Annotated in this window: 17 protein-coding genes and 3 tRNA genes; 11 read left to right on the plus strand and 9 right to left on the minus strand. The window is 51.7% G+C overall.

The features are described from left to right. Positions 1 to 156: 156 nt before the first annotated feature. Genes BUC02_RS07655 through BUC02_RS07670 form a run of 4 tightly spaced genes read right to left on the minus strand, consistent with a single transcriptional unit; the run spans position 157 to position 5,316 of the window. Complete coding sequence (locus BUC02_RS07655; RefSeq protein WP_073320920.1) at positions 157 to 615, minus strand: RrF2 family transcriptional regulator; 459 nt, start codon at positions 613 to 615, stop codon at positions 157 to 159. A 44-nt stretch (positions 616 to 659) separates the two neighbouring features. Further along, a complete protein-coding gene (locus BUC02_RS07660) occupies positions 660 to 1,931 on the minus strand; it encodes a M16 family metallopeptidase (RefSeq protein ID WP_073320923.1) in 1,272 nt (423 codons plus the stop codon). 54 nt (positions 1,932 to 1,985) lie between these two features. Continuing rightward, positions 1,986 to 2,861: a nuclease-related domain-containing protein gene (locus BUC02_RS07665; RefSeq protein WP_073320927.1), complete on the minus strand. Its 876-nt coding sequence runs from the start codon at positions 2,859 to 2,861 to the stop codon at positions 1,986 to 1,988. Between the two features lie 52 nt (positions 2,862 to 2,913). Further along, positions 2,914 to 5,316 carry a DEAD/DEAH box helicase gene (locus tag BUC02_RS07670; protein WP_073320930.1) on the minus strand — a complete coding sequence of 801 codons (2,403 nt, stop codon included), beginning with the start codon at positions 5,314 to 5,316 and terminating at the stop codon, positions 2,914 to 2,916. A 257-nt stretch (positions 5,317 to 5,573) separates the two neighbouring features. Here BUC02_RS07670 and BUC02_RS07675 point away from each other — a divergent pair. Next, positions 5,574 to 5,658 (plus strand) — tRNA-Ser (locus BUC02_RS07675). Between the two features lie 88 nt (positions 5,659 to 5,746). On the opposite strand, the gene BUC02_RS07680 is transcribed toward BUC02_RS07675, so the two are convergent. From BUC02_RS07680 to BUC02_RS07690, 3 genes are all read right to left on the minus strand, one after another. Next, on the minus strand, positions 5,747 to 9,379 hold the full coding sequence (locus tag BUC02_RS07680; RefSeq protein WP_163453343.1) for an InlB B-repeat-containing protein: 3,633 nt from the start codon (positions 9,377 to 9,379) through the stop codon (positions 5,747 to 5,749). Between the two features lie 279 nt (positions 9,380 to 9,658). After that, positions 9,659 to 9,731: transfer RNA gene (locus BUC02_RS07685), tRNA-Glu, on the minus strand. A gap of 107 nt (positions 9,732 to 9,838) precedes the next feature. Next, positions 9,839 to 9,911 (minus strand) — tRNA-Glu (locus tag BUC02_RS07690). Between the two features lie 75 nt (positions 9,912 to 9,986). Between BUC02_RS07690 and BUC02_RS07695 the strand changes: the two genes are divergently transcribed. The 9 genes from BUC02_RS07695 to BUC02_RS07735 all read left to right on the plus strand — a co-directional run bounded on the left by BUC02_RS07695 (position 9,987) and on the right by BUC02_RS07735 (position 21,299). Continuing rightward, a complete protein-coding gene (locus tag BUC02_RS07695) occupies positions 9,987 to 11,531 on the plus strand; it encodes an ABC transporter ATP-binding protein (RefSeq protein WP_073320936.1) in 1,545 nt (514 codons plus the stop codon). A 10-nt stretch (positions 11,532 to 11,541) separates the two neighbouring features. Then, positions 11,542 to 12,222, plus strand: coding sequence for a methyltransferase family protein (locus tag BUC02_RS07700; RefSeq protein WP_175549819.1), 681 nt, complete (start codon positions 11,542 to 11,544; stop codon positions 12,220 to 12,222). Further along, on the plus strand, positions 12,213 to 13,403 hold the full coding sequence (locus BUC02_RS07705; RefSeq protein ID WP_073320939.1) for a glycosyltransferase N-terminal domain-containing protein: 1,191 nt from the start codon (positions 12,213 to 12,215) through the stop codon (positions 13,401 to 13,403). The genes BUC02_RS07700 and BUC02_RS07705 overlap by 10 nt, the downstream gene beginning before the upstream one ends. Beyond that, on the plus strand, positions 13,400 to 14,332 hold the full coding sequence (gene ispH / locus BUC02_RS07710; protein WP_073320941.1) for a 4-hydroxy-3-methylbut-2-enyl diphosphate reductase: 933 nt from the start codon (positions 13,400 to 13,402) through the stop codon (positions 14,330 to 14,332). The genes BUC02_RS07705 and ispH overlap by 4 nt, the downstream gene beginning before the upstream one ends. Positions 14,333 to 14,401: 69 nt before the next feature. After that, positions 14,402 to 14,623: a 50S ribosomal protein L28 gene (rpmB, locus tag BUC02_RS07715; RefSeq protein WP_073056007.1), complete on the plus strand. Its 222-nt coding sequence runs from the start codon at positions 14,402 to 14,404 to the stop codon at positions 14,621 to 14,623. Between the two features lie 212 nt (positions 14,624 to 14,835). Beyond that, a complete protein-coding gene (locus BUC02_RS07720) occupies positions 14,836 to 16,323 on the plus strand; it encodes a DUF5683 domain-containing protein (protein ID WP_073320944.1) in 1,488 nt (495 codons plus the stop codon). Beyond that, positions 16,324 to 17,034 (plus strand): hypothetical protein, encoded by a 711-nt coding sequence (locus tag BUC02_RS07725; RefSeq protein ID WP_073320947.1) that lies wholly within the window; start codon positions 16,324 to 16,326, stop codon positions 17,032 to 17,034. It begins immediately after the preceding gene. 88 nt (positions 17,035 to 17,122) lie between these two features. Continuing rightward, positions 17,123 to 18,226, plus strand: a complete 1,104-nt coding sequence (locus BUC02_RS07730; RefSeq protein WP_073320950.1) for an efflux RND transporter periplasmic adaptor subunit — start codon at positions 17,123 to 17,125, stop codon at positions 18,224 to 18,226. A gap of 7 nt (positions 18,227 to 18,233) precedes the next feature. Then, positions 18,234 to 21,299, plus strand: a complete 3,066-nt coding sequence (locus tag BUC02_RS07735) for an efflux RND transporter permease subunit (protein WP_073320952.1) — start codon at positions 18,234 to 18,236, stop codon at positions 21,297 to 21,299. A 2-nt stretch (positions 21,300 to 21,301) separates the two neighbouring features. Here BUC02_RS07735 and BUC02_RS07740 read toward each other — a convergent pair whose 3' ends face one another. Both BUC02_RS07740 and dprA read right to left on the minus strand, forming a co-directional pair. Then, positions 21,302 to 21,586, minus strand: coding sequence for an FtsB family cell division protein (locus BUC02_RS07740; protein WP_163415149.1), 285 nt, complete (start codon positions 21,584 to 21,586; stop codon positions 21,302 to 21,304). Position 21,587: 1 nt separating this feature from the next. Further along, positions 21,588 to 22,502, minus strand: coding sequence for a DNA-processing protein DprA (gene dprA, locus BUC02_RS07745; RefSeq protein WP_073320958.1), 915 nt, complete (start codon positions 22,500 to 22,502; stop codon positions 21,588 to 21,590). Here dprA and mazG point away from each other — a divergent pair. Then, entirely contained in the window at positions 22,501 to 23,307 is an 807-nt protein-coding gene (gene mazG, locus BUC02_RS07750; RefSeq protein WP_073320960.1) for a nucleoside triphosphate pyrophosphohydrolase, read from the plus strand. The genes dprA and mazG overlap by 2 nt on opposite strands. The last annotated feature ends 169 nt before the right edge of the window (positions 23,308 to 23,476 follow it).

Consider the following 23,476-nt stretch of genomic DNA (forward strand, 5'->3'; position numbering starts at 1 on the left):
GCTTTGAACGGCTAATCCGTTCGACAGGTGGTAAATTAGAACTTTAATCCCACCGAATCAATAGGAAAATGATTCGGTATGCAAGAAATTTGCTTACATTTTTCTTACTAATAGTTTTAAACTATAACTAGTACTCGAAAAAAAGCGGTTTAGGCGCTATAAACCGCAATTCCAATTCTTTCCGCCAGGAATTTTGCCCTTGGCTTTGGGACTGTTGCGTAAAAACTGGTCCAGCTTGACTCCGTCCAGGTAATCCTTGATCATGGAATGGAGTTCTTTCCATACCGGGAGCGTAATGCAGATGTTGGCGCGTTCGCAGGTGTTTTCCTTTTCGTCAAGGCAGGCGACGGGCGAAACGGATGTTTCTACAACCGAAAGGATTTGCCATACGCTACATTGGGCGGGTTCGCAGTTGAGCCTGTAACCGCCGGCTTTGCCGCGGGCGCCCGTAAGCAGTTTGCCGCGAACGAGCGAACCTAAAATGCCTTCAAGGTATTTTTCAGAAATTTGCTGTCTTTCGGCAAGTTCCTGTAACTTCACATATTCGTCCTTGCTGTGTTGAGCAAGATCAATCATGACGCGCAGTGCATAGCGGCCTTTGGTAGAAATTCTCATAATAATGCCTTATTTTCTTAAATAATAAGAATTAATTTCGGGCTTTAGAAAAAATGTACCGGAATTTGAGTCTTTTTCTTGCTTGCAGGCTCGATTACCGCTGCCGAGAACTTAGCTGCGCCGAATAACTTATTCGTTATGGCGACGACTTCGTCTTCGGGCATGGACTGGATTAACTTTTCGGACTGTTCCATGGTATGGAATTCGCCCAAGTGCAGCACTTGTTCGGCCATGCGCACAACGCGCTTTTCGGGACTGTCTGCGCCCAAATACATGGCACCGAGGATGTTCGTCTTGGTGCGTTCGTATTCACCCTTATTGAATCCGCGCTTCAAGAAGTTACGGATTTCGTTGAGAGAAAGTTCTAACGCCGTGTTCAACTGGTGCGGTTCGGTGGCGAGGGATACGCCCCAGTCGGTGCAGTCGAGGTAAACGTCGGCGGTTGAATACACGGAGTAGGCAAGTCCCTTGTCTTCGCGGATTTTTTGGAACAGGCGGCTGGCCATGCCGGCACCCATCGCTACGTTAAAGAGCGAAAGGGCGCAGCGGGCGCGTTCATCCATCAGGCTTCGGTCAAAGCTTAAACCCCAGAAAAGGTTCGATTGTGCAATGTCTTGTTTCTGTACGACTTTGACGCTGTTGCTTGCCTTGTAAATGTCGGTGGGTATGGTGCCGTTCACTTTCTTTTGTGCGAATTTTTCAGCACAAAGTTCTACAAGTTCATCGTGATTGACTTTACCCGAGGCGCAAATCAGGAGCGGAATCTCGCTTACGACTTGTTCCTTGTACTTGAGCATTTGCTTGTGCGTGAGCGCCTTGACTTGCTTGATGTTTCCGGTAATGGAATGGGCGATTCCGCTGCCTTTAAAGTGGATGGCGTTAAAGACGTCGCCTACGATTTCTTCGGGAATGTCGTCGTAGCTGTGGATTTCTTCGATAATCACACGGCGTTCTTTTTCCATTTCCTTCTTGTCCATGCGCGGGTGCATGAGCATGTCGGCAATCACGTCGATGGCGAGTGGCAAGTGGCTGCGTTCGATTTGCGCATAGAATCCTGTTTCTTGGCGGGTGGTATAGGCTTCCAGGTTTCCGCCCTTGTCTTCGATAGCGCGGGCGATTTCTAGTGCGCTCCGGTTTTCGGTTCCCTTGAATACCAGGTGTTCGTAAAAATGACTCAGGCCAAATTCGTCTTTCGCTTCGTGACGCGATCCGCGCGGCACCCAGACGCCAACTGCAACCGAGTAGGCATGCGGCATGTAGTCCGTTAAAATCGTGATTCCGTTATCGAGAACTGTTTTCTTTACAATCTGTTTCATATTTATTAGTAGGAAGTAGGCAGTAGGAAGTTGGCGGTAGGAAGTGGTTTGTAATTAAGAAAGCGCTGTCCCTCTTTTGCTGGCGTAATCTCTATGTTGCTTCTTCACTTCTTCGCTCACGTTCATGCAGCCTTGCAATTTATAATAAAAGTCTTCGAGTTGCTGCATGCTGTAAATGGTCTTGCGGCTCGTGATGCGCTTGAGTAGAGCGTCTTGCAATTCGCTGCAGTGGACGATGCTCCAGAATTCGTTGTCTTTGGGCACTTTTCGTAAGGTGCAACGGTCGCTGAATACCACGAACGAAATAAAGTGCGCTTGTTCGTGGCGAATTTTCAGAAAATGTTCTAGTGCCAAGATGTGTCCGATGTTTTGACGAATCGGGTTGTGGAATGTATGCTCGGTGCTTGCGTTCAAGTGTTGATTCCAACGCTCGCTTTCGAGGTCGCCTGCGATTTCTCCCGAAAGGTTCTTGCTTTCAAGAACGTAAATGCCTGACTGGTGCAAAAGCAACGCGTCGATTTCGGTGTAGCCAGCACGGGCGGGAATGTACAGGTTTCGCATCAGCACATACCTGCGCTTGTCGGTGTCGCAGACGCGTGCGGTCAAAGCCATCATGGCTGCTTCGCCAAAAATGCCGCGTGGGTCGTTTGCGATGCGTTCGTCGTTGAATTTTGGGTCCGGCTTAAAAAAGTTCTCGCTGCGGGTAGGCGCGTGCGTGATACCGTAACCTCCTAATTCAAAAGGTTTGTCGAAACCAGGTGCGCCACGGTCGCTGAAATTCCGTCGGCGTTCCTGCTCAAAATCGCGGAATGTTTTGCGACGGCCGTCTCCATGGTACATTTTCGGATTCTTCTTCGGCGATTTGCCCTTAAGCTTAAAAAAGACGAGGGCGAGCAACAGAATGATGCCGATGAGAGTCGAAAAAGTCATGCCGCAAGTATAGTAAAAAAGAGGCTCGGCGGAGCGAACCTTTTGTCTTTACTTAAACTCTTCCAAAACGACGCGTCTTGCGGAAGGGCTTGTCTCCAAAGCTACGTTCGTCGTGGTCTTTGTGGAAACGGTCTTCCTTTTTGCCGAATTTCTTGTCGCCGAACATCTTTTCGCGGCGGGCCTTACGGTTTTCGAAAGGCTTGTCGTCACCGAACTTTTTGCCGTGACGGTCGCCGAAGTCCTTGCGGCCTTCACTGCGGTGGAAACTGCGACGGTCTTCGCGGCTCGCGCGCGGGCGCGTTCCCGGAGCGGGGCCGGTGGGAGGTTCGTCGGTCATTAGGCGGAATCTGGATTCATTGCCGCGAATCGTCATGTCGGCCAAAATGTCGAGGACTTCCTGCGGCATGGTTTCGGGGAGTTCCACGGTGCTGAATTTGTCGAACAGCTTGATGCGCCCGATGTTGGAACTGCTGATGTTGCCTTCGCCGGCGATTGCTCCTACGATGTCTCGCGGCGTCACGTGGTCGCGACGGCCCACGCCAAGGTAGTAGCGCAAGTAGCCTTCTTCGACGCCGTTCGCGCCTTCGTTGCGTTCCTTGCGGAGGCGGCTCTTTTCTTCGCGGTCGAGGCCAAAGTTGTCGTTGTTGCGGTCGCGACGTTCGCCTCTTTCGCGCGGAACGTCAAGCGGCTTGAGTTCCGGGAACAGCGGCTGCTTTTTCTGCCAAATCTTGATGACGGCGGCGGCGATGTCTGCGGCGGTTAGCGGTTCTGCACCTTCTGTAGCGCTTTCGCTCACCATGCTTTCCACAAGATCCTTGAACTTGTCGAGTTCGCCGGTGGTAATCACACTCTTGATTTTGTCCTTGAAGGCGGCCACGCGCTTTGCGCTGATAATTTCGGCGGTGGGCAATTCCATCGTTTCGATCGGCTGGCGGGTTGCCTTTTCAATAATCTTGAGCATCTTCTTTTCACGCGGAGTGATAAAGAGGATGGCGTTTCCGCTGCGGCCTGCGCGGCCTGTACGGCCGATGCGGTGCACATAAGATTCGGTGTCAAAGGGAATGTCGTAGTTCACCACGTGCGTAATGCGGTCCACGTCGATTCCGCGGGCGGCCACGTCGGTGGCGACGACGATGTCGAGCTTGCCCATCTTGAGCCGGTTGATGGTGCGTTCGCGCATGGACTGGGCGAGGTCGCCGTTCAAGGGGGCCACGTTGAATCCGCGGCTTTCGAGCTTTTCGGCGACTTCGGTCGTATTCTGCTTGGTGCGCACGAAAATCAAAACGCCGTCAAAATCTTCGCCTTCGAGTACGCGGGCGAGCGCCTCGATCTTATGTTCGTTCTTTACGAGCAAATAACGCTGGCGGATGTTTTCGACAGTCGTTGTCTTGCCTTCGATGCAGGCTTCTTCGTATTCGCCCAAGTGCTGTTCGATGATCTTCTTGACTTCTTTAGGCATGGTGGCGCTAAAGAGGGCGCGCTGAGCGCTTGCCGGGATTTCCTTGAGGATGGTTTCCACATCTTCCATGAATCCCATGTCGAGCATTTCGTCGGCTTCGTCGAGGACGATGGCCTTTACGCCCGAAAGCACGATGGAGCCGCGCTTAATATGGTCAATCAAACGGCCCGGAGTGGCAACCACGATGTTTGCCTGGCGCTTGAGGGCGCGGAGCTGTACGGCGATGTCCTGTCCGCCGTAAACCGGAACCACATGCACCTTCGGCATCTTGGCGGCATACTGCTGGATGGCTTCGGCTACCTGGATCGCAAGTTCGCGGGTCGGCGTGAGCACGAGCATCGAGGTTTCGTGACCGTTAAAGTCGAGCCTCGAAAGCAGCGGAAGCGAGAATGCGGCGGTCTTGCCGGTACCGGTCTGGGCCGTGCCGAGCAAGTTTGCTCCCTGCAACAGGGCGGGAATCGCCTTCGCCTGAATGGGAGAGGGTGTCTCGTAGTTCAATGCCTTGATGGCTTCAAGAACTTCGTCTGCAAGTCCGAGGTCTTCGAATGTGACCAGCGCTTCGTCAGCGGGTTCCGTGTCTTCGGCCAGTTCATCGTCAGAATTGATGTCGGATTCTTCAGCAACAGTTTCGTTGGCCGGAGCTCTGTCAGCGGCGTCTTCCACAGCGCGTTGTTCTTCTTCGATCGGTTCGGCGCAGTCTTTCTTGGATTCTGCGTAGTCTTCGTCGCAGTCATCTTCGGGTTGCTCGACTTCGCCTTCTTCGAATTCGACCTTCGTGCCGACTTCAATGGCTGATTTCTTGCCCTTCTTGAGCACGTCGCCTTCTTCGTCGACGATTACTCCGTTCGGGTTCAGTTCCAGGAACGCGGCTTCATCCGCTTCGTCTTCGTCGGCACCGCCTGCAATAGCGTTCAAAAACGCGTCTGCTTCGCGGGCAATCTTGGATTTGGGGTCAATAGCTTCTTCAGGAATACGTTCTTCAGTATTCTTCGTCATAATACGCCTTCAGGACCCGTAAACTTCATCTGCGGCCCATGCCGCACTATCGAATGGTTCTTATGCCGGTTGTCCGGCTGAACCTTGAAAAGCCCCGAAGCGCACTCGCGCTTATAAACCTGAAGTTTTTTGGATCCGTTTTGTTGGATTTGCGGCCAAATGTAGAAATAAAGGGAGCATTTTCAAAGGGTTGCAAGTTTTTCTTTAGAATTGGGTGTAGACAACCGAAAAATATTTTACTACATTGTGCGAACCTCGGAGAGATGCCAGAGTGGTCGAATGGGCCGGTCTCGAAATCCGGAGTCTGTCACAGGACCGAGGGTTCGAATCCCTCTCTCTCCTTGAAACAAAAAGCGGAGCCGTAAGGCCCCGCTTTTTGTTTCACTGAAAATAGGATGAGAACCCTCGCAGAGGGTTCGTTTCGCGCGATTTATTTAACCCGAACATGCTTCATGCTGTAGCCGATTTTCACTAAGTAAGAACCGGAGCTCGGTACCTGCAAATCCATGCTGGACGCACTCGTGCGACCGGTATAGATGACGCGGCCTTGCATATCGAACAATGCCAGCGGCATGCCGACTCGCGCACCGTCAATATGGATATTACGGCCGGCAGTAGTGACGACCATATTCGCATCCCAGACGAGGGCGATATGATTCGTCTTGCTGGAACTGGACTTCGGCGCATTACTCGAGCTAGACTTCGCGCTGCTGCTGGACCCTGCCGAGCTGGAGCTAGATTTTGCACTGCTACTAGATTCTACCGTGCTAGAACTAGATTTCGGAGCGTCGCTAGAGCTGGACTTTGCCGAACTGGAACTAGATTTTGGCGTATCGCTAGAACTCGACAGCACAGAGCTGGACGAACTCGAAACAGAAGAAGAGGACTGCTGTTCGGAACTCGAGCTGACCACGCTGGAACTAGAGGATTCTGGACAGGATTTGTCGTCGCGGAGAACCCACTTGGGCCAGAATTCCTTGTCGCCAATCGAACCCTTCGAAATAGAATCAATAGGTTCGCCTTCAAGGCCTTCATTGTCATACCAGCCTGCAAAGGTATAGCAGGTCCGATCATCTAGGACCACAAGTGCCATGGCGCTTCCATGGCTATAACGACTCTCGTACCAGTACGGAAAGAATTGGTCATCCTCATGGTATATAATCTTGTACTTCTCACAGGTAAAGTATGCGCTGACGGTATCAGACTGTGTTACCTTGTCAAAAACTTCCACGCCGTTCTGGAATGTTACATAACTATCGTTCAATTTACAGCCGGGGTCGGGTACAGCCTTCAATGTGACGCTTGAGCCGTAGTCATAATACCCCACGCCTTCTACGGTGCCACTGCAACCGTCTACGTCGTTGATTTCTGCGCCCAAGTAGAACCGTCTCATTTCTAAACTTGCGTAATAGTGCAGTTCGCCCGTAGCTGTCGCGCTAATCTTGCTGATAGAATCGCCCGAAAAATCAGCGTTGTCGAACCACCCGTGGAAATTGTAGCCTTCGTGAAACGGAATGGGCAACTGCGTTTCTACGCCTTCCTCATAGGAGCTCGCATATTTGACAGGATCACTTTCATAGGTGTACAGGACAAGCTTCGAATACTTGTGTTCGCCTTCATAGCCCTTAATCTCGGAGGTAAACACGGGATATGGATCAACGCCCACCTCTTGTCCCCAAATCAAACCATTGATTTCACCGTTGTCATAGTGATGCAAAGCATTGGCGACAAAGCCATTGGCAAATTTTTCTTCGTCAACGCCATTCACCGTACTATCCGGAATCAAAGTAGAAGGGTAAAATACGTTATCAGCATGCACATTATCGGGACGGATTGTTCCCGCCAGAGCTCCAATCCTAATGGGATGGCAGTGGTTTTGGATAGTCCCCAATAGGTAAGAATTGACAATAGACAACGGAGCGCCGGCGACTCCGACGAACCCGCCAATCACGACGCCTTCAAAGGCACCGGCCCCAATCGGACAAGAATTCCCGGTGACGATATCCCCGACATGGAATGAATTCTCTATACGGACATGTCCGTAGTTGCCGCCGACAAATCCGCCCATATAGCTATAGCCATGAACCTGACCTTTAGCATACGACTGGCTTATCAGGACATCAGCTTCATTGACTATGCCAATCATGGAACCTACCCCATTTTCATTCGCAGACACATCTCCGTCAACAAAACTATTGGTAATGGTCACCTGCGCGCCATCCCAGATATCGCCAATAAACCCGCCGACATCGTAGTCCCCTCCCATCTCGCCAGTCCTGCCGGAATTTTTCAAAACAACTTTCGCCCCATAATGAACAGAGCCAACAATTCCGCCTATTCTATAATTTCCCCAAGCAATGGCATCCACCAGAATGCTGTCCAGAGTAACCCTGGAACTATCCTTCACGCCACCAATGACAGTACCTGCGTACCATTTTGCAGTAAATGCGCAGTCCTGCAATCTAAGGTTCTTGATGACGACCGGATTTTCATCGCTGCCCCCGGAAACCGATCCGAACAGGCCCACATATGCCGATTCTACACGATTAAGCCCATCATATCCTGGCCACCACGAAAGGCCGCCAATGGTAAAGCCGTTGCCGTCAAAGCTTCCCGCAAAATCCTGGATGGGAATCCACCACAGTCTCCCATTCTCATCATTCTTTTCGTACTTGACGTCGGCCACGAGTTTTCCGCAAGCTAGGGAATCCTTTTTCGCTCCGGGAGCACCGTTCACAATGGCCGCAAAACCGAACAGGTCGTCCATGGTAGCAATCTCATAGCAGTCTCCCTTAGGCTCGGGAATTTTCCACCATTTCCCGTAAATCGTCAAATCACCGGTAAGGCGATACGATATAGAATCAACGGGATGCCCGGCACCATCTGTATTGTAGAACCAGCCACTAAAGACATACCCGTCCCTTTGTGCCGGAACATACTTAAAGGGCCTTGTTTCGCCTTCGATATAATACTCGGGATATGAGGTGGTGTCGCCATCAAAAGAGACTACCGTCAGCTTCGAGATATTAACCGAAGAACCCGTGTAGCCAACAACCTTGCCGCTAAAAATCGGGAGCGGATCCACACCCACATTTTGGCCCCATATCTCTCCATCGTCATTCGCATAATGCAACCTTGTGGCAATCGTGCCGTCGGCAAATTCCTCTAAAGGGTCTCCCGCATAATAGGAACTAATTGTATCCGGATAGAAGAAATTGTCCCATCTAATCACTGCATACGAACCATATTCTTCATTACGGGTATATAGAGGTTTAATTATCCCATCCCCAATAGTATACCCATTGACTATCCGCAACGTATCGTGTGCATACCCCACAAGGGCTGCACTTCCAGCAACATTATAAACATTCTTTAAAGAGACAACGCCCCTAGCATCGGCGACAAAAATGCCAGTCTGCTCCTTGTCGTAAAAATCGTACGAAATCTTTCCCGCGTTATAGGAATTGGAAATCGTCAAGTGGCCATATTGCGTAAGGACAAAGCACGAAACCAGGCCTTGGGAAGCGGTATAATCAACGCTATTGTACACATGGTCCAATATGACGTATCCGTCGCTCTTACGAATTAGCCCGATATTTCCCCATCTCGAATCAATGGTTGAGTTTACCCAGCCCACGTTTTTGACAACCGCCGGTTTTTCTTTTGTCCCCTCGATTAACTTAAAAAAGAAGTCGTCGCCGATAATTCCGAGGTTGGAAATCGTGTGACCGTTTCCGTCAAAGGTTCCTGAAAAGGTCTCCATCGGATCCCATCCAAATTCGTCGGCAATAAGACTGATATCAGCTGTGAGTACACCGCAGGCTGTAGAGTCTTTTATATGGACGTAGTCAAACCTATCGCCGTTTTCGTCCCAAAACTCGCCGTCGGGAGAATACTCCTCGACACTAAACCCGTTCACGATTCGAATAAAGCCGTTCATCTCCTGGGCCGTGGATATCTGGTAGCAGCCGTCCACCTTTGGCGGATACTCTAGATATTCATCTGCGAACGAGAACGCGCACAGGGCGAGTGTCAGGATAAAGGCAAATTTCTTCAAGAACATCTTGTTTTCTCCTCCTTCAAGACAAATTCTTCTTTTAATGTAACTTTTTTTAAAGGGACTGTCCGCCCAATTACAAAAAAAAGACCAACCTTTGGTTGAGCCTTTTTTTATACCCTTTGTCACGATTGAAAAAAGGAACCTTTCTTTCGAAAGGTTCCTTTTATACCTTTGAATGGGTTGAAAAAAAGGACTCATCTAATGATGAATCCTTTTTATACCCTTTGTCGCGGTTGGCTTGGGTGTATAAAAAAAGAACCAACCTTTCAGTTGGTTCTTTTATACCCCCAAGCGGTTTCGAACCGCTGTTGCGGGAATGAAAATCCCGAGTCCTGGGCCACTAGACGATAGGGGCGATTTGTGCGACCAAATATAGGAAAGATTTTTTGTTAGTCAAGGGTGGTTGGCGCTTTTTTTTTCGCGGTTGAAAAAAGGAACCTTTCTTTCGAAAGGTTCCTTTTATACCCCCAAGCGGTTTCGAACCGCTGTTGCGGGAATGAAAATCCCGAGTCCTGGGCCACTAGACGATAGGGGCGTTTAGTAGGGCCAAATATAGGTAACTATTTAATTTTAGTCAAGGGGGCAACTGGAAAAAAGTTAATTTTTCTGAGTGAATTTGCGAAAATGGCTGAAAAAATCCCTGAAAGGCGGTGTAATCCGCTTTTTGCCGATGGCGCTTTTGGCAAGTGCTGCCGATGCGGCGGTGCTTTGGGGTGTCCGTTCCTTTATCGACATCGTTGGGGGCAAGGCCGATATTCCGCTTGCAGCCTGGGTCGGGGGAATGGTGGTTCTCGCCATGCTTCGCCTGTTGTTCCTGTACGGCAAGTCAAAAGTTTCCGAAGGTTGGCTCTATAAGGTGTCGGCTCGGGTGCAGGCGTGGTTTCTGCACAGGCTCCGTGATCTCGCTCCTAAGAATTTCCATACCCCCAAGGGCGAACGCATGGTCGAATCCGCTTACGAGGCGACCGTCGTGCTCCAGAATAACGGGGGAGTCTTCTTTCAGGCGGTGCAGGCGGTACTCCAATTGCTGGTTTTCTTGCCGGTGCTTTTCTATATCTCCTGGCCGCTTGCCGCATTCCTTTTTGTGGTGATTGTGCCGCTGGTGGCAGTCCTCCAGCGAAAACTCCACAAGCTAGGGCCCGCCGAAGAATCCTTGTTGCGGTCCCGTTCTGAATTCCGCGGAAACCTGTCGCTTGCCCGTAGGCTTTTTAGGCAGTGGAGCGGCCGCGACGAGCGCAAGGATATCTCGGATGGCTTGCTGAAAGAAGTCCGTGGCCTCCGTGATGCAGGTTTCTCCGCCGCTATCAAAAAATCCGGCCTTTCGCTTTTGACCGAGACGGTTTCGGTGCTTGCAATGGTCTTGGTGCTTGCGTTCTGTGCGCTTTTGATGGCCCGCGGCTACATGGACGCGTCTGGCCTGGTGCTGTTTACCTCGGCGGTGCTCCTCTGCTACAAGCCTGTCAAGGAATGCGCCCGCGTCATGCCGCAGTTCCGCTCGGCAGTTTCGGCAATCAATGTCCTCGAAGAATTTGAAAAGCTTGAATTGGCCGGAAAATCCGCTGGCAAAGATATTGCTGCGTCCAGTGAGGTGTCCGTTCACAAGGGGCAATTCACTTATGAAGGCTCCGAAACTCCTGTATTCACGGACCTTGCGCTCCAGTGGTCCCGCGAAAAACCGGTTCTTGTCCGCGGTAAAAATGGGGTGGGCAAGTCCACGCTATTGCGTCTGCTTTCGGGGCTTGAACGCTGGAATTTTGCCGATGCGAATACCCCCCGCGATGTGTTCTTTGTCGCACAAGACCTGGAACTTCCACCTAGGTGGATGCTTTCCCGCCTTCTCGAAAAACGCTGCGATTCCGAATCGTCTTCGATCCTCAAGTCCTTTATGCAGTCTTCGGGTGCCGCCCCCCTCCTTCAAAAATCAGGCCTTTCAGGCGGCGAACGTGCCCGCGTGGCGCTCCTTTGGGCGCTCGCCTCGGACTCCCGCACGATCCTTCTGGATGAACCTTTTGCGTCCGTGGCGCTGGCCGACCGCGAAAAGCTGCTGAAATCCTACCTTGATGCAGCTCACGCTTTGGATAAATGGACAATTATTGTGAGTCATGATGTGCTTGCTCCCGAAGTTGAATGTATATTTAATGTTGCAAAGCTTTAGCGGAGGTGATATGGACGAACCTGTTGAAAGTCAGAATGAGCAGATAAATCCGGTTGAAAATACGGTCAAACAGAGCGACGATTCGTCTGTTGAAACGGCTCAGCTTCCCGAAGAAGAACCTAAGCGCGAGTTCCTTTTCCGTTACCGCGGGTGGGTCTTGGGTGTCCTTTCGTTAATCATGCTGGTATTTGAACCGGCTGACCTCGAAATTGTCATGTTCCTTGTCTTTGTCAATGTGTTCATCTTGGCGTTTTACTTGCGCGTCAAGGCTCGCCGCGTCATTGGCGACCATACGCGTGGAGACATCCAGGATGCCGACGAGTTGGTGACTTGGGGCGCCTACGCTAGGTTGCGGCATCCGTTGTACGTGTCTAACGCGGCGTTTGGGATTTCGCTGATTATCTTGCACTTGGGTCTAAGCCTGCGCGTCATTCCGTTCATCGTGGTTCTTGTCGCGTTTGAAGTCTATTTGGGTAAACTCGATGACCGCTTCCTGGAGAAAAAGTTCGGTGACGAGTGGAAAATCTGGGCGCAGCAGACCCCTGCCTTTTTCCCGCGCGAATTCCACCGCTCTGGACCGATGCGTTCTGCAAAAGAGGCGTTCCTTGCAGACCATTTTACATGGCTCTGGATGATCATGATCCTTTTGCTGATTGTTGTCCGTAAGATTGCGTTCATGCTATGGACTTAAACGTAAAGAACTTAGGACGCCTTGCTGTAGGGACTGCCATTAAGACGGTGGCGCGTGCCGCTAGCAAGTTGCCTCGCCTCGATCGCGAATATCATATTGAAGAACGTTTGTCTGGACCGTGGCCAAGCGACGGTCCGTATCTTTGGCTTCATGGGGCAAGTCTCGGCGAATGCCGCATGCTTCTTGGACTTGCGCATGCACTCCGAGAGGACTTGCCGAATTGTCCGAAGATTCTGATTACTTCGCAGAAAGTCGAAGTGGTCTCGTTCCTGAAGGATTCCTGCGCAGGCGTCGCCGAGGTGGCTATTGCTCCGGCCGATGTACCGTCGGCATTGCACTTGTTTGCAAGTGCGGTGCAGCCCCTGGGACTAGTCTTAGCCGAAAACGAACTCTGGCCGGGTTACCTTTCGACCATGTCCAAACTTTCGACCCGCCGAAACATTGCGCTTGTTTCAGGACGTTACCGCAAGTCGTTCCCGTTCATCAATTTTTCGGGGATGGGTTATGCCTGCATGCAGACGGCTGCGGACCTTGGCCGTTTCACGTATGCGAGCAAGGGCTTTGTTCCGTGCACCATGGGTGGCGACTGGAAACTTTTAAACTGGGCCCGTGATGGGGGCCTGGTCTGTGAACCTGAAAAGCCGACTGTCGACGTGGTGTTCCTGTCGTTCCATCAAGAAGAAGCCGAAGCGCTTGTGTCCATGGCGAAGGATTCCGTGGACAAGGGCGAATCGGTAGTGCTCATGCCGCGCAAACTTTCGGAACTGAATTTGTTCCGAAGACTTTTGAAAGAGTCTGAACTGCCTGTGGTAGATTACCCTTCTGTCGAGAAGGGCTCTGTCTCCTTGGTGACCCGCTTTGGGCTTTCCCGCGAGATTCTTCTGAAATCTAGGAGTGCAGTCGTGGGCGGCTCGTTTGACCGTCGTTTAGGAATCCATGATTTCTGGGAACCTTTGCAGATGGGCGTATCCACGTGTGTCGGTCCTTACGCCATGGGGCATGACGATGTGGTAGCTAAACTGGTCGACGCACATGTGGTCGCCCGGATTTTTACTCCGGCGGATTTCTTGCGTCGCCGTCACCCTTCGCCCGATGCAGTGCGGACGTTTTTGATGGCCGAGCGAATGAAGGTTTTGAATTCTTATAAGCTGTTGCTGAATTTTCTAAAGGGTATTTTATGAAAAAGGTGATTCTTGCGACTCCCCGCGGTTTTTGCGCCGGTGTAGACCGCGCCATTCATGTGGTTGAACGTGCCATTGAAAAATTCGGGACTCCTATTTATGTGCGTCACGAAATCGTGCACAACAAGTTTGTGGTCGATACTCTCAAGTCCGAGGGCGTTGTCTTTGTTGATGAACTCAATGAAGTCCCGTCGGGCTCGGTGGTTATTTTCTCTGCCCACGGGGTCGCCGAAGAAATCTATGCCGATGCAGAAAAACGCGGACTGCAGGTGCTGGATGCTAGCTGTCCGCTGGTGCTCAAGGTGCATTTCAGCGCAAAGCGTCATTATGCTGCTGGCCGCCATATCATTCTGATTGGGCATGCAGGCCATGCCGAAGTGGAGGGCACTTTGGGACAGCTTCCGCCGGGAGCCATCACGCTGATCAAGAACGAAACCGACGCACGGACGGTGGAAGTTCCCGCAGACAAGGAACTCGCCTATATTACGCAGACCACGCTTTCGGTGGCCGAAACCCGCAAAATTATCGAAGCGCTCAAGGAACGGTTCCCCAACATTATCGGTCCCGATGCGGGAGACTTATGCTATGCGACGGGTAATCGTCAGGCGGCGGTCCTCGATCTCTGCTCCAAGGTGGATATGCTTCTGGTGGTGGGCGCCAAGAATTCCTCCAATTCCAGCCGTCTGATGGAACTTGGTCTTGAACAGGGAATCCCGAGCCATTTGATTGCCTCGGTCGAGGATTTGGAAATGGGTTGGTTCGACAATATTGAATCGGTGGGTATTTCGAGCGGCGCAAGTGCTCCCGAAGTGCTCGTTCAGGGGGTGGTAGACTGGATAAAAGAGAAATTTGCCCCCGTAGAAATCGAAAATTTCGTAAAATTGGTCGAATCTACCAAATTTAACCTGCCAAAGGCATTGCAAGATTGATAATTTAACCTTGACGGAATGGCGATTTTTTTCTAAAATTGCGTCCGTTATAAAACAACGGAGTTTATTATGAGCCGCATTTGTGAAGTTACCGGCAAGGCCGGCCTCGTGGGCAACATGGTTTCCCACTCTAACCGCAAGAAGTTGATGAAGCAGCTGCCGAACCTTCAGAAGAAGCGTTTCTACATTCCTGAAGAAGACCGCTGGGTGACCCTCCGCGTTAGCGCTGCAGGGCTTCGCACGATCAACAAGCTTGGTATCCAGGCTGTTGCTGCTGAACTCGGTATCTAATCTAGATTTCCTAAGGTTTGCCAAGATTCGCCGCCTAACGGGGTAATCCCTCGCTAGGTGGTTCTTTGTGTTTATATAAAAACGCCGATTTAAGCTCGTTTACCGGCCTTGTCGGATAATTTCTCTTTTTAGTTAAAAAACAAATACGAATAGCCAATAACTAGTGGCTTTTTATGCGTCTAAATACCCGTTTTTTGCTATTTTAGCGTTATATGCGCAAGTTTGCCTATTCATTGATCGCCTGTGTGGCTAGTGTTTTTGTTGCCCAGTCTTTTGCCCAGCCCCGTGACCTTTTTGCGGAGTTCGAGGCCGAAGCCGAGGCTGCCCAGTCCAGTGCGGCTGTCCAAGCTGCTCCGAGTTCCAGTAGTGTTGCGGCTGCGCCCGCTCCTGCAGAGAAATCTCCTGCAGTAAAGGCTCCTGCATCGAGCAGCAGCGTCAAGGCCTCGTCTAGCTCGGTTGCCTCTTCCAGCAGTGTCAAGCAGTCCTCTAGTAGCGTGGTTGCATCTAGTTCTAGCGTAGCTCCATCTTCTAGCTCTGTCGCTGTTTCTTCCAGTAGTGAAGTTCCCGCTCCGGTGGATTCTGCCGCGGCTGTCGCCGAAGCTCCGGCCGAAGCGGATTCCGCTCTCGCTGATACTCTCGCAGGCGATTCTGTCAGGGAAATGACTCCAGAAGAAGCCTACGCTGCCGAAATGAGAAGGCATAACGAAGAAAACCGCATCCGCGATTCTCTCGCGATGGCGGGTTCCTCTTCTTCTGCCGAAGTGCCGTCCTCTAGCAGCATGAACCGTCGCGAACTGCTGGGCCCTGTCAAGGTGTCCAAGGTGAACGGTATCGATGAAATGAAGGGCCGTTACAAGAGCCCGCGCAAGGCTTTGTTCATGTCCTTGGTTGTGCCGGGCTCCGGTCAGATGTATGTGGGCGGATCCAATTTCACTTACGTCCGCGGCGGCATTTACCTTGCTTTGGAAGCGGGTCTTTGGGGCGGCTGGTATTATTACTCCGTGAACAAGTACGACAAGCAGGTCGACAGGTATAAGAAGTATGCCCAGACGCATTATTCCATTGGCCAGTACGAAAAGCGCATGCGCGGCCTGTATAACGCCGACGCCGTGAACTACGAATCTGAATTCCGCCGTCGCTACCTGGGAACGCGCGAAACGTTCTGCGAAGGTATCTTCGGTACGGCGACAACGCACCGCTGCTACGATCGCGACAAGCTTTATTCTGGCGATGCCGAATACGTGAACGATTTCGTGAAGAATCCGAAGAGTCTGAAGGAAGAAATGAAGAAGGTCAAGTTCGAATCCCCGTCCGAAGTTTATCAGCTGATTGCTGACGACGCCTATATTCTCGGTTGGGACGACATTGGCGATGAAGATGTCGCCGTGGCAACGTCGCTTGCTCTTGAAGACCCGAACAGCGCTACAGAGCCGCTGGCAAAGACTGAATCGGATCACCAGAAAGAGTACCGCAGTATGCGTGGCAAGGCCAACGATTACGCCGACATGCAGGCTTGGTTCTTTGGTGGTCTCATTCTGAACCATATCATTTCGGCTGTCGACGCCGCCATTACGGCTAATTCGCACAACAAGGCTCTGTACGAAGAAGAACTTTCTTGGTACGACCACTTGCATTTCGATAGTGGCTTGTCCTTTATAGACGGCTTTGGTTTTAACGTGCAGGCAAGCTGGGGCTTTTAAATGAAACTGCTCCTGGTCCTGTTGCTTGCGGCGGTGTCTGCTTTTTCGCAGACGGTGATTTCCGTTGACGAGAATGTGAGCAAGAACTCCGACAAGAGTTGGCTCTTGGCGATGGGCGCCTCGGCGGTGTTGCCTGGTATGGGGGAACGCTATCTTGGCGAGCCGCAGTTTGTGCGCCCGTTTGTTTGGACTGACATTGCCCTCTGGTTTACGGCTATCGGGTCTTACGTGATTGGCGAACGCTATATTTCGTCTGCCCATAACTATGCCGTGCGCCACGCGGGCCTCAATTCCAGCAGCAAGAACGTTTCTATGCTCAATACGGTGGGCGACTACCGTAGCCGCAGCGGTGTCGATGGCCAGAATTCTTCGCCCGACATGGACGAAGACTACAATCAGGCGATGATCCGTGCCGGCAAAGAAATTGACGAAGATCTGTCTGCAGACATCCAGTGGGACTGGGGGTCTAGCGACAATCCCGAAACGACGGAACATATCGATGAATTCAAGAGCCGCATGCGTCATTACCGTGTGAGCCGGATTGTCTTCCAGGTGTCGGTTGGCGCCCTTCTTCTGAATCGCGTGGTTTCAGTCCTCAATACGATCAGGGTTTACCGGGCGACCTCTTCCAAGAGTTTTACGGAACGAATGGAATTTGTGCCTGAATTCTACGAAGATGGCAGTGGTTTGATCATGAACGTGAAATTCTAGAGAAATTTCAGATTTCGGAATTCAGAATTCGGAATTGGAAATGACAAATAATTTGCAACGCCTTATACAGTTTAATCATCTAAAGTTTATGAAAAAATTTGCATTGTTATCTGTCGCGTTGCTGTTGATTGCTTGCGGTGGTGATTCTGCTCCCGGTGCAGGTGCGCCTGGCAAAGGTGCTGCCGGTAAGGGAGGCCCTGGTGGCAAAGGTGGTAGACCCGCTCGCGAAATTGCTGTAGAGGGCTATATTGCCGAAGCCCATGAAGCGGGCAAGACTTTTACCGCCATGGCAACGCTTGAACCGCTGAACAATGTACAGCTGACGGCGGCGACTTCGGGCAGACTCACGAATCTTTATGCTAAAGACGGTGCCCAAGTTCAAAAGGGGGCGCTCCTTGCAAAAATTGACGATTCCGAACTTCGCGCCCAACTCAAGCAGGCCGAATCGAACCAGCAGCTTGCCCAGCAAAAATTTGACCGCGTCAAGACGCTTTTTGAAAAGGATGGAGCCACCAAGGCCGACATGGAAGCCGCCGAAGCAACGCTTAAGTCTGCCGAAGCATCCGTAGAACTTATCAAGGCTCAAATCGCAAAGACCGAGGTTCGGGCCCCGTTTGCAGGCAAGCTTGGCTTTGTGAATGTGTCCGTGGGCGCCTGGCTTACGACCGGTACGTCGATTGTGTCTCTTAGCGAAGTCAAGAAATTGAAGGCCAAGTTCTCGCTCCCGCAGCGCTACGCCTCTGCGCTTAAAGTGGGTGACGCCGTAGATGTCAAAGACGAAGAACGCAACGTCTCCAAGTCGGGCAAGGTAAAGGCTTTGGAAGCTGCACTTTCTGAAAGCAGCCGCACACGTCAGGTGCTTGTCGAAGTCGATAACGCCGGCAATGATCTTTTGGCTGGCTCATACGCCAAGGTGAATGTCACGATGCAGGCGGGAATGGCGAAAAGCATTCCGATTCCAGCCGAAGCTTTCACACTCGATAAAGATGGCGCCTACGTATTTGTGGCGACTGGAGGCAAGGCAAAAATCAAGCATGTCGAAACGGGCCTCCGCACGCCGATTGCAGTCGATGTCACGGGTGGCCTCGATGAAGGTGATACGGTCATTACCTCTGGCTTGATTAGCCTACGCGAAGGGGCTTCCGTACGTATCCGCGAAATCCGTCATAACACCGATTACGAAGTGGAGTAGGTAACCGATGAGTGTCGCGAACCTTTCCGTACGTCGCCCGGTGCTCATGACCGTGATGGCGCTCGTGATTATTTTGCTTGGCGCCTTCGGGGCCTCGAACTTGGGCGTGCGTGAATACCCCAACGTGGACTATCCGCTCATTCAGGTGCGAACCTCTTACCCGGGCGCAAACGCAGCCGTGGTCGAAGCCGAAGTTACCGAAATTTTGGAAGCATCCATCAACAGTGCGTCCGGTATCAAGGCGCTGACCTCTACCAGCCGCGATGGTTTCTCCTTCATCAATATTGAATTTGAAACAGGCATGGACCTGGAAGCGGCCGCCAACGAAATCCGCGACCGCGTGAGCCGCGTGCGTCGCCGCTTGCCGGACGATGTGGATGAACCGACGGTGTACAAGTCCGATAGCGACAACGATCCGATTCTCATGGTGAGCCTTGTGAGCGATAAGTTCGATCCGATGGAAGTTTCGGAACTGGCCAACAACTTTGTCAAGGAACGCTTGCAGACCATCAATGGCGTCTCCGAAATCGCCATTTGGGGTGAAAAACGCCCCACGGTTCGTTTGTGGATTGATCCGGTGCGCTTGCAGGCGCTCGGTGTCTCCGGTGCCGAGATGTCGGCGGCACTCAAGAAGGGTAACCTGGAACTGCCTTCCGGCTCTATCGAAGGGAGCGAGACTACGCTTTCTATCCGTACGTTGGGACGTATTCTCGACCCGAAGGCTTTTGAAAATATCGCGATCAAGGTTGCTGAAGATGGCACTGTCATTCGCATTTCGGATGTAGCGGACATTCACTACGAACCGAAGGATACCCGCACGGGATTTAGGCGCAACGGCAAAAATTCCATTACGCTTGCATTGATGGCGCAGCCCGGCTCAAACCACGTTGAAATCGCCAATGAATTCTACAAGCGCGTCGAAGACATCCGCCGCGAAATTCCTGAAGGAGTTGATGTTCTTTACGGTCGCGATACTTCTGTCAATATCCGTGCCTCCATTAAAGAAGTGGTGGAGACGATCTTTATTGCGTTCCTGTTGGTGATTGCCATTATCTTCGCGTTCCTCCGCGAAGGGCGTACGACGCTGATTCCGATGGTGGTGGTGCCGGTGTCGGTAATCGGTAGTTTCTTTGTGCTTTACCTTTGCGGATTCTCCATTAACGTGCTGACCTTGCTTGCCATGGTGCTTGCCATTGGCCTTGTGGTGGACGATGCCATTGTGATTGTGGAAAATATCTATCATAAGATTGAACGTGGCATGACGCCCAAGCAGGCGGCAGTCGCGGGCACAAACGAAATCTTTTTTGCCGTGATTGCGACCTCTGTGGTGTTGATGGCCGTGTTTGTGCCGGTGCTTGCGTTGGGTGGTACGACGGGGCTTTTGTTCCGTGAATTCGTGGCGGTGATGATTGGTACGGTGTTCCTTTCTACGTTGTGCGCTTTGACGCTTTCGCCCATGCTTTGCTCCAGGTTCTTGAAAAAGCAGAAACAGGGGTGGTTCTTCCGTGTTACCGAACCGTTCTTTGATGGAATGAACCGCATTTATTCGGTGCTGCTTGGCGGCTTCCTCAAAATGCGCTTGCTCTTGTTCCCGATAGTGGCGGGCCTTTTGGCGTCGGCCTATTTCTGCTTCAATAACATGAGTAGTGAAATGGCTCCGACCGAAGACTCCAACGCGGTCATGGTGAACTTGAATATGCCCGAAGGTGTGACGCTCACGCGCACGAAGCGCATGGCCGATGCTTTTGCCGAAGAAGTGATAGCCCTGTTAGATAGCAACGAATATACCGAATTTCAAGCGGGTGCGTGGAATGCGGGCAATTCGAGAATGCGCTTGACTTTGAACGACAACAAGAAGGCGCGTCGCCCGCAGAGTGTAATCGCCCGTGAAATCCAGCTGCTCGGGAACGAATATCCGGACTTGCGCGTGATGGTGTTTGAACCACAGAGCATCAGTACACAGCGCGGTGGTTTGCCGGTGCAGTTCGTGTTGCAGGCCCCGAATATCGAAATCCTGCGTACACTTGTGCCCAAGTTCGAAGAAGAAGCGAGCAAGAGCCCTGTGTTCAGCGTGGTGAATACGAACCTCCGTTTCACTAAGCCTGAACTGCATATCGAGATTATGCGTGACAAGGCCAACGAAGAAGGCGTGTCGGTGAATGACATTGCCCAGGCGGTGCAGCTGGCCATTAGTGACCAAAGCTATGGCGAATTCTATAAGGATGGCCGCCAGTATGACATTATCGGTGCGGTTGGTTACCAGTACCGCAGCATGCCCGAGAACATCTCGATGCTTACGGTCAAGAATGGCAAGGGTGAACTTGTAAGCCTTGATAACTTTATCACATTCAGAGAACAGTCCGCGTCGCCGTCGCTGCCGCGATTTAACCGCTTTAGCGCAGCGACCATTCAGGCGGGCCTCGTGCCGGGTAAGACGATTGGCGACGGCGTCGAAGAAATGCGCCGCATTGCAAAGCGCTTGCTAAAGGATTACCCGAACGTGAGTACGGCTTTGAGCGGATCATCCAAGGAATTTGAAGAAAGCTCCAGCGGCCTTTACATTGTGTTCCTTTTGGCGCTTGCGCTGGTGTTCTTGGTGCTTGCAGGCCAGTTCGAAAGTTTCCGCGCTCCGTTCGTCATCTTCTTTACGGTGCCGCTGGCACTCGCGGGCGCCCTTGCATTCCTGTTCATTACGGGTCAGACGCTCAACATCTTTAGCGAAATTGCTCTGATTCTTTTGATTGCCCTGGTGACGAAGAACGGTATCTTGATTGTGGAATTTGCAAACCAGATTGCGGCGAATACCGGCTGTAACAAGCTTGAGGCGGCTCGGATGGCGGCGGAACGCCGCTTCCGCCCAATCCTCATGACGAGCATGTCCACGGTATTGGGCGCCGTGCCCTTGATCCTCACGGGCACCCCGAGCCGTATTGCGATGGGTGTCGCTATTGCAGGCGGTCTTACGTTTGCGACTTTCATGACGCTCTTTATTGTGCCGGCGGCTTACAGCTTCTTTGCGGGCAAGGCTTCGATGGATGCCATGAAGAGCACCGACGCAAGCAAGATGGCGTGAGATTATTTCACCATCTGGAATACGCGCTCGCCTTTGCGGCTCATGCCGTAGCGGGTGCGTAACAGGTTTTCCTTGTACAGGGAATCGTTCTTGAGTCGTTCAATCTCGATATTGCAAGAATCAATGGCGTGCTGCAGGGAATCGATTTGCGCTTCGAACCTGGCGATGTCCTGCGTGATTTTTTGCTGCTGCTTCAAGCTGTTTTTCCCGAACATCAACTGCGAAATGACTATCGCAATTGTTGCGACAATCGTAAACAGGATAATCCAGAAAAAACGCTTTTTCACGTCAAGTTGCTCCATTAAAGTAGAACTGGAAGTTGTCTGGCGAATGGACTAGACCCGAAAGTTCTAACTCTGTTAATATAGCTAAAATATTGTTGGGCTTGAAGTTACATTCGTTCTGCAGTTCCTGAAAAGTCTTCTTGAAACCGTTGAATTGCATAAATAAGGCTAGGGCTTCGTGAGAAAGATTGCAACCGGTTGCTTCAATTTGAGAGAGGCTGACTGCGGCCGGCGCATCCGAATCCGTCTTGATTTTGGGGAGCCCGGCAACAGTGCGCAGGCTTTCGGGCATAAAGACTGGCATGGCCTTCCCTTGGTCCAGGTATTGATTGGGTCCTGCAGAGGTTTCGCTATCGAAGTCCCCCGGAACGGCGAGCAAAAGCTTGTTTTCTTGCAGGCAGTAGTCGGCCGTGATGAGGGCTCCGCCCTTGGCTTTACTTTGTACTAAAACCGTGGCGCGGCTAAGTCCGCTGATAATCCTGTTGCGGGCAGGAAAGTTCCCTTTGAAAGAGGGAAAGTCTTCTTCGTATTCGGTCATGATGCAACCGCCGGCATCGATAATGCGGCGGGCGAGCGTTGCACGGTCTCCAGGAATCGGGACATTGATTCCCTGTGCAATCACGGCAATCGTCGGAATCCCGAAATCGAGCGCGGCTTCGTGGCAATAATAATCAATACCTTGCGCAAGCCCGGAAACGACGACGGCCCTCGTACCTTTCAGTGATTTGACGAGCCGTCTGCACAGCTCGCGGGCGGAACTGCTTGGACGCCGCGTACCTACCATGGCAATTCCAATGCAATCGCTTGCGGGCAGTTTGCCGCGAACGTACAGTAACGGTGGCGCTAACGGAGATTCCTTAAGCGAAAGCGGGAATTGATTCGGTTCAAGTGTTTCGTACTTTCTATCTTTGTCTGTCATGAAATATTCCTTTGAAGACTTGGTGAAAATTATGGCGACCCTCCGCTCCCCGGAAGGCTGCCCTTGGGACAAGCAACAGACGCACCAGTCGTTGCTCCCTTATTTGGTCGAAGAATCCCATGAATACATCGATGCCGCCCAGGCAAACGACAAGGCTCACATGGCCGAAGAACTAGGCGATGTGCTGTTCCAGGTGGTGTTCCATTCGCAAGTCGCCAAAGAAAACGGCGATTTTTCTATCGACGACGTGGTGCAGGGAATCTGCGAAAAAATGATCCGGCGCCATCCGCATGTCTTTGGGGATGCAAAGGTCGATGATTCGAACGGCGTTGTCCGCCAATGGGAACGCATCAAGGCGCAAGAAAAGAATAATCTAAAAATGCAAGGCCAGTCCGCTATGGACAAAGTAAGCAAGAGCATGCCGACGCTTGCCCGTGCCCAGGAACTCCAGCGCCGTGCCGCCAAAGTAAGCTTTGACTGGACCGAGGCTGAACCTGTCTTTGACAAGGCCGTAGAAGAATTTAGTGAATTCCGTGCCGAAATGCAAGCGGCCTCTCCTGAAAATCGTAACGTAGAGCGCATGGAAGATGAATTCGGCGACATCATGTTCAGTCTTGTGAATGTGGCGCGCCACTGTGGCTTCAATGCGGCCCTTGCACTTGAACGCGCAAACTCCAAGTTCGAACGCCGCTTCCGCGTGGTAGAACAGATGGCCCGCGATCAGGGCAAAGAAATGAAAGACGTTGGCCTCGAAGGCCTGCAAGAAATGTGGAAACAGGCTAAAAAAACGTCATTGCGAGCGTAGCGCGGCAATCCATTGGACTCTAATTAGGAACATTCCACTTTGGAATACGAAAGTTGAAAAATTATTTTCGCATTCCATATCCCGATGGTATATTAAGTAATGTGCTTCCAGTCCATTCTGGTTTAGCGAAGGGATGCTGGAGCAAATCACGGGGTAGAATAGACCGGAA

Origin of the sequence: Fibrobacter sp. UWOV1 (genome assembly GCF_900142495.1) — a bacterium.
Taxonomy (GTDB): Bacteria; Fibrobacterota; Fibrobacteria; order Fibrobacterales; family Fibrobacteraceae; genus Fibrobacter.